This window comes from Senegalia massiliensis (genome assembly GCF_009911265.1).
GTDB lineage: Bacteria > Bacillota > Clostridia > Tissierellales > SIT17 > Anaeromonas > Anaeromonas massiliensis_A.
Genome location: NZ_QXXA01000022.1, coordinates 19,633 through 30,101, shown reverse-complemented (window position 1 = coordinate 30,101; position 10,469 = coordinate 19,633). Strand labels below are relative to the sequence as shown.

Genomic DNA, 10,469 nt, shown 5'->3' with positions numbered 1-10,469 from the left:
TTCAAAACCACGTCTTGCATCGTCAAGAGCAGGATGTTCCACTAATTGACTTATTCCAATATGATAAGTATTTTCACCTGATGTACTTTTACTTTTTGTTTTACCACAACCACTAGCTATTAAACTCACTATAATCAGTAGAGATAATAAACTAACTAATTTACCTTTTTTCATGATTATTCCTCCTTTAAAATTAATTTTACAAATAAAAAAATCTTCCATCCCTATAATCACAAGTTAAAAAACTTATGGTTATAGGGACGAAAGATTTAATATCCGCGGTACCACCCTAATTATGACAATATGTCATCACTTCAGATCTAACAATCCTATCCCTTGTAACGATGGGCATTCGTATTTGCCTACTAGAATAAAATTCATTTAGCAAATCTGCTCTGGAGTGTATATTACATATCAATTTAATATTAGCTCTCACCAACGCCAATTCTCTGTAATTAAATTTAGATATCTTTCTCTCCATCGATGCATTTATTAATTATATTAGATACAATATTAAACTTTAAACTTATATTTGTCAAGAGTTTTTTGAAAAAATATTTATAGTTATTTATTATATATCATAAAAAATAACTTTATGTAGAGTTTTTTATATAAAATATATAAATATTTCTGAAAAATCGAAAATAAACATAAAATCAAACGATTTATACCACGATGGTATGTTAATATATAATCAAATACAAATGGGGAGTGATTAAATGAGTAATTTAAAAGACTCAAGTGGTAAAAGGCCAAGTTTTATTGCAGCCTTATCAGTTATTTTATTTTTATGTATTGCAATGGCGGTTCAGATATTCGTATTAAAGCAAAATTATGCTACACATATTACGTTAATAATGGCAGCGACATTTGCAGCAGTGATAGCATTAATATCAGGATTTAGTTGGGATGATGTACAGGAAGGTATACTATATGGATGTAAAATAGCAATGCTTCCAATGCTTATTCTTATGCTAGTAGGGGTACTTATTGCATCATGGATACCAGCAGGAACAATACCAACATTAATATATTATGGATTAAACATATTATCACCAAAAATATTTTTAGTTACTGTAGCGTTTGTATGTGCAGTATCATCTATATCTACAGGAAGTTCATATACTACTGGTGCTACATTTGGTGTTGCATTTATGGGTATTGGATATGGACTTGGAATACCAGCACCAATTACAGCAGGAGCAGTTATAACTGGCGCAATCTTTGGAGATAAAATGTCACCATTATCAGACTCTACAAATTTAGCAGCAGGTGTGGCAGAGGCAAACCTTTTCGACCACATTAAATCTATGGCATATACTACAGGACCAGCATTTTTAATATCTCTTGTAATATATGGAATAGTAGGATTTAAGTTTGGTAGTGGAACAATAGATACTGCACAAATAGATGGCATATTAAATGGATTAAGTTCAAATTATTATATAAGTCCTATAACATTAATACCAGCAGTAGTAATAGTTATACTTGCAGTTAAAAAGGTCTCAGGACTTGCAGTAATGGTAATAGCATCACTTTTAGGTCTAGCATTTGCAATGATATTCCAAGGATATGGATTAGGAGAAATGTTAGCATTTATGAATGATGGATTTGTATCAGAAACAGGAGTAGAAGCAGTAGATGCATTACTTAGTCGTGGAGGGCTTCAAAGTATGATGTGGACTATATCTCTAGGATTTATAGGACTAAGTTATGGTGGAATATTAGAAAAAACAAAGATATTAGAAGTATTATTAGAAAAAATAGCTGTTTTAGTTAGTAGTGCAAAGGGACTTATTACAACACATGTATTATCATCAATTGCAGTAAATTTATTTTCAGCAAGTCAATATATAGCTATAATAATACCATCTCGTATGCTAGTACCAGCATATAAGAAATTAAATATATTACCACAAGTTAATTCAAGAACTTCAGAAGATTCAGCAACAGTTACATCACCACTTGTACCATGGGGATTATGTGGAGTATTTTTTGCAGGAACATTAGGCGTTCCTACAATGGATTATTTTCCATATGTATTCTTATCATTCTTAACACCATTAATAGCAATACTATATTCTTTCACAGGCAAATTTATATTTAAAGAAGGAGATATAGAATCAGTAAATACGTATCATGATGAAGACACAGTTGAAAAGACAGTTTAAATTAGGAGGAATCAAATTGACACAAAAATATAGGGAATATATAAATGAGGAAAATATAGTAGAATTGTTATCCTCTCTTATAGAAATAGAAAGCCCTTATTTCAGAGAAGATAAAATAATGGAATATGCACATGATTTATTAAAGAAAAAAAATATTCCAACAGAAATACATGAATATGAAGATAAAAAGATAACAAAATTTAAAGGTAAAAATGTAATAGGAAATTTAAAAGGAAAAGGAAAAGGTCCAAAAATATTATTAAATGGACATTTAGATACAGTAGAGATATGTGAAGGTTGGGAGTACAACCCATTAAAAGCAACAAGACAAGGAAATCGTTTATATGGACTTGGTGCACTTGATATGAAATCAGGAGTAGCAGCTATAATACTTGCTTTGGAAGCATTTAAAAATACAGTAGATGAATTTGATGGAGAAATACTCTATACATTAGTATCAGATGAGGAAGGTCCATTTGGATTAGGTACAGATGCACTTATACAAGATGGATATACAGAAGATATAGATGTAGCCATAGTTCCAGAACCTAGTAGTGGATTTTCAGCATGTGATTTTCCATGTGTATGTCTTGGAGCAAGAGGTGGATATAATTATAGTGTTAAACTAAAAGGGAAGTCATCTCATGCAGCAGCACCTGAACTTGGAATAAATGCAATAACTGATGCATCGAAAGTTATATTAGAATTAGAAAATATGGATGGATTAAAAGATGATAAATTAGGTGAAGGCTCTTTTGCGCTAATAGAAATGAATGGTGGAGGAGCAGCATGTAGTGTAGCAGACACTGCAGAATTCACAGTGTTTAGACATATAGTAAGAGGAGAAGACAAAGACTATATAGTAGATGAAGTAAATAGAGCAGTAGAAAAAGCAAATATAAAGAGTAAAGTAGATATAAACTTTAGAGAAGCTCCAAATGATGAAGCAGATGGATTTTTACCTTATACAGTAGATGAAGAAAATGAATATACTTTGGCATTACAAAAGAGTATAAAAAATATCACTGGAAAAGAAGGTCAAACAAGTTATTTTACAAGCATAGGTGACTTTAATTATCTAGGAACAAGAGTAGGTGTACCTACATTTGTATTTGGACCTCATGGTGAGAATTATCATAGTAGTAATGAATATGTGCTTATAGACACTGTAGTTAAAACTGCAGAAGTAATATATGATTTCTTAAAGACAACATTAAATGCAAAATAAAAAAATCCCTTCTATATGAAGGGATTTTTTATAATACATATGGTAAAATAATATTAAGACAATTTGATAGAGGGGAATTTTCTGTGAAAAATATAGATTTGATATTATACAATGGAGATATATTAACTATAGATGAAAATCTATCTACAGCTAATTGGATAGCTGTAGATAAAGGCAGTATAATAGATATAGGGAATAATGATGAATATAAAAAATATATAAATAATGCAAAAGAAAAAATAGATTTAATGGGAAAAACAGTATTACCAGGATTTTATGATAGTCATGTTCATCTTGTACAAACAGGATTAAATTTATTATCAGTAGATTTAAGTGATGTACAAAGTATAGTTGAGTTACAAGAAAGAATAAGAAAAGCTACATATAAAAAACCGGAAGGACAACTTATAAGAGGTATAGGTTATGATGATTTAAGAGTATCTGAATGTCGTATGCCTACAAGATATGAATTAGATAAGTGTGCTCCAAATCATCCTGTATGGATAAATAGAGTAGAATATCATATAAGTTCAATTAATTCAATGGCACTAAATAGCTTAAATATACCATTTGATTTAGAGGGTATAATAAGAGATGAAAGAGGACTTCCTGATGGAAGATTAACAGGTAAAGCCAGTGCATATATTAGAGGGCAAATACTAAATAACTTTTCAGATAGCATAAGAAAAAAAGGTGTAAATAAAGCATTAGATTTAGCAATTAGCAAAGGTGTAACTACAGTTGGAGCATTGGAAGGTGGATTTGTATTTCATAATAGAGATGCAGAATTCATAATAAATAATAATACGAAATTTCCTATAGATATAAACTTGTTCTATCAGACAATAGATGTAGACATGGTAAAAGGAAAACAGTTAAACCGAATTGGTGGATGTATATTTTTAGATGGTTCATTTGGTTCAAGAAACGCAGCATTAAAAGAAGATTATTCAGATCAAAAAAATAATAAAGGTAGACTGTTCTTTTCACAAGAAGAATTAAATGAATTTATATTAAATGCACATAAAGAAAACCTGCAAATAACAGTACATGCTATAGGTGATAGAGCAATAGAGCAAATACTAAATTCATATGAATATGCACTTACAAAGTATAAAAGGGAAAATCATAGGCATAGAATAGAACATTTTGAATTACCATCTGATGAACATATAAAAAGAGCTAAAGATTTAGAATTAGTATTATCAATGCAACCATCCTATGAGTATTATTGGGGAGATAAAGGGGATTTATATGATAAGAGATTAGGTGAAAGAAGAAAAAAAACAAATCCATTTAAAAAAATTGTAGAATCAGGATTAATCATAGCAGGGGGGTCAGATAGTGATGTAACAAAAATAGATCCACTTTTAGGAATACATACAGCAGTAAATCATCCAAATAAAGAGTATTCAATATCACCTATAGAAGCTATAAAGTTATTTACAATTAATGGAGCTTATTCTGTATTTGAAGAAGATATTAAGGGGTCAATAGAAATAGGTAAATGGGCAGATTTAGTAGTATTAGATAAAAATCCTTTAAAAGTTAAAAAAGAAGAAATAAAAGATATAAATGTAGAATTAACATTAAAACAAGGCTATATAATCTTTAAAAATAAAGGTGATATAGATGGCTAAGTTGAAAATATATTTACTAGGTAGAGTGGATATACTTTTAAATGATGAATCTATCTTAGATAAATTAAGTCATAAATCAATAGGCATATTAACTTATATGGCAGAACAAAGAAATAAAAAGTTTAATAGAAATAAAATAGCTGATATATTTTGGGATTCAAATGATTTTGATACAAGTAGGTATAATTTAAGGTACAATATATGGCAACTAAGAAAACTATTTAAACAAAAAAACGAAAAAATTGATCCATTTATTTCTGATAAAGAAACAATAAGCTTAAATAATAATATAGATATATATGTAGATGTAGAAGAATTCCAAAAGGGAGTAGAAAATCAAGATATAAACTCATTGGAAAAAATAAAAAAATTATATAAAGGTGAGTTTTTAGAAGGATTTTATATAAAAGATAGTCCTGAATTTAATGATTGGGTATTTTATGAACGAGAGAAATTTCAGAGAAATTATATAAAAGTTTTGACCAAACTAAAAGATAGTTACAAAGAAAGAAGAGAATATCAAAAGGCGATAAAAATATTAGAAGATAAATTATCAATTAATCCTTTAAAGGAAAGTTTGTATTTAGAACTTATAAATATATATATTCAAATAGGTGATAGAAATAAAGCATTACATCACTATAATAGATGTGTAAAAAGATTAAGAGAGGAATTAAATATTAGTCCAGCAATTGAAATAAAAAATGCATATAAAAATATTATGAATAGAAATAATAAAAGAGATATAAAAGAAATACCAGAATCTAAGCTAATAAATGCTAAAAATAAATACTCTAATTTATATATAATAAAAGAATATGATAAAGAAAAATTTAGAGAAAACTCAATATTTCTTGAATCTTATCCATTAGGAGCTATAGAATACTATGTATTATCAGAATTAATAGACAAAATAGCAAAAATATATGATCAAATTTTGTTAAATATAGATGATAGTGATTTATTTAATATTTGCTTTGTTAATTCTAAGGTACAGAGATATATAAAAGATAAAGATTCACTATTGAATATGGCTACAAAAATAAATATATTTAAATCATTAGAAAATATAATAAAGCAAATATCATTAGAAGAGCATATGACAATAATGATAGATAAATTTAAATTTATAGATAATACTTCTTTAGAATTTATAGAATTTATGTTATATAGAGAAAATGTAAAAAATATAAAAATAATAATTATTTCAGATGAATATAATGAAAAAATTAAGAAATTAAAAAATATAAAAGGGGGAAAAAATGAATACTAAAAATTTAGTTAGAACATCTTTATTGTTAGCGCTTGCATTAGTATTTCAAATAGGATTTAGAGAATTTGCACAGCCTTTAGTAGGGCCACTTGTAAATATGACTCTTATACTGTCAGTACTTATGATAGGACCTACATCAGGGGTGATAATTGGATCACTTACACCAATAATAGCATTTATAATGGGAATTATAGGTCTTGCTCCTCTTATTCCAATAATAGTTATAGGAAATATATTATTTGTGTTATCCTTTTATATAATAAATAAAATGAGGATAAAATACACTAATTGGATTGCAGTAATAATAGCTGCATTAGTAAAATTTACCGCTTTAGCTATAGCAGTTAGAATGATATTACCACTATTTATACCTAAAGTACCACCAGCTATAATAGCCACATTTACATTTCCACAACTTTATACAGCAATAATAGGAGGAATACTAGCAATAATAATCTATCCTCGTGGTTCTAAAAAAACTCAAAAGATTTAAGTTTGTGAAGCTATAAAAAATATTATGATAAAAATAGTATTTATCTATAATTATCTTTACTATTATAGAATTGTTAAATAATGATAGAATATTAACATGATATTACCTATAATTAATATAGATTAAATATTAAATGGGGGTAATAAAATGAATAAAGAAATAAGCATAAAAAAAGTAAGAGAAGATGCAGAGGGAATGTTTAGAAGAGGAGAATTTTATTGTAGTGAGGCAGTAGTGGCATCTATTAGAAATAACTTTGGTATAGATATGCCAGAAGAAATGATAGCAATGGCTTCAGGATTTCCAGTAGGTATAGGAAAATCAAAATGTGTATGTGGAGCAGTATCTGGTGGAGTAATGATGATGGGATATTTCTTTGGAAGAAAAGAAGGAACAAATCCACAAGATCCAAAGAGTGTTAAGACTTTAGAACTTGCAAATGAGTTACAAGGTGAATTTAGAAAAAATCATAAAGTTTTATGTTGTAGCGTGCATACTAAAGGAATGGATATGGCTTCAGGAGAGCATAAAGCACAATGTATATCTTTTACAGGGGAAATAGCAGAAACAGCAGCAAGAATAATAGTAAGAGAATTAAATTTAGTAGATCTTGACAAGGAAAAGGAAGCTGCTTGCTAATGATGAATTTAATAAAAAAACTACCAATACCAATTTGTGGACTAATGTTAGGACTTGCTGCACTTGGTAACTTGATAGCACCTTTTGGAGCAGGATATAGGTTATTTTTAGGTAGTATCTCTGGTATTATATTTATAATGCTTACTGTAAAAGTATTAATAGTTCCAAATCAATTAAAAGAAGCTTTGAATAATCCAGCAGTTTCAGGAGTACTTGCAACATATCCTATGGGAATGATGATTTTATCAACATATATAAAACCAAACTTACCAAATATAGCATTTGGAATGTGGATACTTGCTTTAGTACTTAATGTTAGTTTAATGCTATATTTTATAAGTAAATTTATATTTAACTTTAATATAAAAAAAGTATTTGTAAGTTATTTTGTACTTTTTGTAGGAATAGTAGTAGGAAGTGTAACAGCACCAGCATATGGCTTATCAAATATAGGGCGTATAATATTTTGGTATGGATTAGTAGCGTATTTACCTTTGATACCAATAGTATTATATAGAGTCATTAAAATAAAAGGTATACCAGAACCAGCTCAGCCACTAACTATAATTTTTGCAGCACCAGCAAGCTTACTACTTGCAGGATATATGAGTTCATTTGAACAAAAGAGTTTAAGCATGATAATATTTTTATCATCTTTAGCAATAGTGATGACAGTTTATGGACTTTTGTTAATGCCTAAAATGTTAAAGCTGAAATTTTATCCAAGCTATTCAGCATTTACATTTCCATTTGTAATATCTGCTATAGGCATGAATATGGTAAATAAATATCTCATGATGAGTGGAGATGGTTCAAATATAATCAATTTCATAGCAAAATTCGAGACTTTTTGGGCAATATTTATGGTAGGATATGTATTATTAAGGTATTTACTTTATATGGCAAATGCAATAAAACCAGTTGTAACACCAGATGTAGCTAAATAAAAATAAATATAATATGAGACTTGGGATAATTATCCCAAGTCTCATTATTTTATACTTTAAATTTTTGAATTATATTTTGTAAATCATTTGCAAGCTCTGATAAATTTTCACTAGCTGAAGCAACTTGTGCTATACTAGCAGCTTGTTCTTCCATACTAGCAGATACTTCTTCAGTGGAAGCAGAGTTTTCTTCTGCAATAGCAGATAGACTTTCAAGGGAAGTCATTATTTCATCTTTTTTCATTCCCATCATATTACCTGACTCATTTAATTTTTCTACTTCTAGTTGAGCTCCATTTGTAGCTTCAGAAATTAGTGAATACTTTTCTTTATTCTTTTCAATACTTTGTGCTTGTTCTTCTAATATAGAGGTCATATTTTCCATTATTTCTACAGAACTATTTGAGTTCTTTTGTAGTTCAGTTACCACTTTATCTATAAGATTAGTAGATTCATTTGATTGTACTGCAAGTTTTCTTATTTCATCTGCTACAACAGCAAAACCACGTCCAGCTTCTCCTGCTCGTGCAGCTTCTATTGCTGCATTAAGAGCAAGTAAATTAGTTTGTTCTGCAATGTCACTTATAGCACTACTTGCCTTATCAATTTCCTTTGCACTTTCATTAGTTGTAATTATACCACTTCTAACTTTTTCAGTAGCAGTTTTAGTTGATTGAGATATAGAACTTAACTTTTCTATTTCCTCTAAACCTTCATTTATAAAATCTTTTACCTTAAATGTAGATGTAGTTACATTTTGAATAATATCTCTATCATCTTCAATTATTTCGCCAAGCTCCATAGATTTTATAGAACCATCTTCAGTATTTTTAGCTTGATCATTTGCTCCTATTGCAATTTGCTCTACAGTTCTTGCAACTTCATCTATTGCAGTAGCTGATTGTTCAGAAGTAGCAGTAAGTTGTTCTGATGATGCTGCTAAATTTTCAGATGATTTACTTATATCAGTTAAAACATCTTTTAAGTTTTTGGAAACAGTTTGAAGAGCAATTGCAAGTCGTCCTGTTTCATCTTTTCTTTTTAATAATTTTTCTGGAACATCTTCAGTCATATCTAATTCAGCAATTTTATCCGAGTATTTAGTAATGACTATAATAGGCTTAATAATAGTTTTTGCCATTAAATATGTAATAATTATACTAACAGCTAAAATTATTAATGTAAGATAAAATATATTGCTTTTAAGTTTAGGTATACTAGATAATACTTCATCTTCATCTGCAGTAACAGCAATATGCCAATCAGTGCCTTCTATATTTTGATAAGCCACATAGGAATCATGACCATTATCAGAAAAATTTTCAATTCCAGATTTATTTTTAAGTATATTAGAAAATAAATCAGCAGTATTTTCTAGACTTTTATCTTGTTTAGCTAATTCCATTGGATTAACAGAATCTAGAACTTTTTCTTTATCTGGATGTGCAATTATAGTTCCTCTTTTATCAATCATGAAAGAATATCCTTCTTTTCCATATACCATATCTTTTGTAATAGTACTTAAAATATTTGCATCACTACGACCAATCAATACCCCTACTATTTCTTCATCATTTTTTATAGGAGTTGCAAACATCATAACAGGTTCCTTTGTAACTCTACTTATTAAAATGTCAGATATATTGGTCTCTCCATCGAAAGCCCTTTTAATATAATCTCTATCGCCTAAGTCAGCTGTACTTCCATCATGATAATATGTATTACCATCAGGATATACAATACCAAGTGCCAGAAAATCTATATTGTCTATTTGAGATCGTAAAGCACTCATTTGTAAATCTAAATCCATGCTTTTAACATCTTCTATTCCAGCTACCATTTCAATTATACTTTTAGAAGCATTTATTCTACTGTTTGTAAGTTTTGCACCTTCATTTGCAAATTTACTGAGCCCTTTTTCTGCTTCATTAGTCACTGAATCTTGAGCAGTCATAATTGAAAATAGCCCTAGAGAAATAGATGAAATAATAATTAGTATTGCAAAATACACTATTAGTTTTGTTTTTATACTTTTCAAATAGTCACCCCTTTTCACATTTTTAGATATATAATATATC

Annotated in this window: 8 protein-coding genes and 1 other annotated feature; of the genes, 7 read left to right on the top strand and 1 reads right to left on the bottom strand. The window is 28.6% G+C overall.

Going from position 1 to position 10,469, the window contains the following annotated elements; all coding sequences use genetic code 11:
- Positions 1 to 253: 253 nt before the first annotated feature.
- Positions 254 to 493, bottom strand: a binding site (T-box leader).
- 226 nt (positions 494 to 719) lie between these two features.
- From nhaC to D3Z33_RS15150, 7 genes are all read left to right on the top strand, one after another.
- Positions 720 to 2,171, top strand: coding sequence for a Na+/H+ antiporter NhaC (gene nhaC, locus D3Z33_RS15180; RefSeq protein ID WP_160198624.1), 1,452 nt, complete (start codon positions 720 to 722; stop codon positions 2,169 to 2,171).
- Between the two features lie 16 nt (positions 2,172 to 2,187).
- Positions 2,188 to 3,399: a M20 family metallopeptidase gene (locus D3Z33_RS15175; protein WP_201750556.1), complete on the top strand. Its 1,212-nt coding sequence runs from the start codon at positions 2,188 to 2,190 to the stop codon at positions 3,397 to 3,399.
- A gap of 83 nt (positions 3,400 to 3,482) precedes the next feature.
- A complete protein-coding gene (locus D3Z33_RS15170; RefSeq protein ID WP_160198622.1) occupies positions 3,483 to 5,039 on the top strand; it encodes an amidohydrolase family protein in 1,557 nt (518 codons plus the stop codon).
- Positions 5,032 to 6,312 (top strand): AfsR/SARP family transcriptional regulator, encoded by a 1,281-nt coding sequence (locus tag D3Z33_RS15165; RefSeq protein WP_160198621.1) that lies wholly within the window; start codon positions 5,032 to 5,034, stop codon positions 6,310 to 6,312. Before D3Z33_RS15170 ends, D3Z33_RS15165 begins: the two co-directional genes overlap by 8 nt.
- Positions 6,302 to 6,805: an ECF transporter S component gene (locus D3Z33_RS15160; RefSeq protein WP_160198620.1), complete on the top strand. Its 504-nt coding sequence runs from the start codon at positions 6,302 to 6,304 to the stop codon at positions 6,803 to 6,805. The genes D3Z33_RS15165 and D3Z33_RS15160 overlap by 11 nt, the downstream gene beginning before the upstream one ends.
- A 147-nt stretch (positions 6,806 to 6,952) precedes the next feature.
- Positions 6,953 to 7,444: a C-GCAxxG-C-C family (seleno)protein gene (locus D3Z33_RS15155; protein ID WP_160198619.1), complete on the top strand. Its 492-nt coding sequence runs from the start codon at positions 6,953 to 6,955 to the stop codon at positions 7,442 to 7,444.
- A 2-nt stretch (positions 7,445 to 7,446) separates the two neighbouring features.
- Complete coding sequence (locus D3Z33_RS15150) at positions 7,447 to 8,391, top strand: TDT family transporter (RefSeq protein ID WP_243153532.1); 945 nt, start codon at positions 7,447 to 7,449, stop codon at positions 8,389 to 8,391.
- 49 nt (positions 8,392 to 8,440) lie between these two features.
- Here the strand turns inward: D3Z33_RS15150 and D3Z33_RS15145 are convergent, their stop codons facing one another.
- Positions 8,441 to 10,429, bottom strand: coding sequence for a methyl-accepting chemotaxis protein (locus tag D3Z33_RS15145; protein ID WP_160198617.1), 1,989 nt, complete (start codon positions 10,427 to 10,429; stop codon positions 8,441 to 8,443).
- Between the last annotated feature and the right edge of the window lie 40 nt (positions 10,430 to 10,469).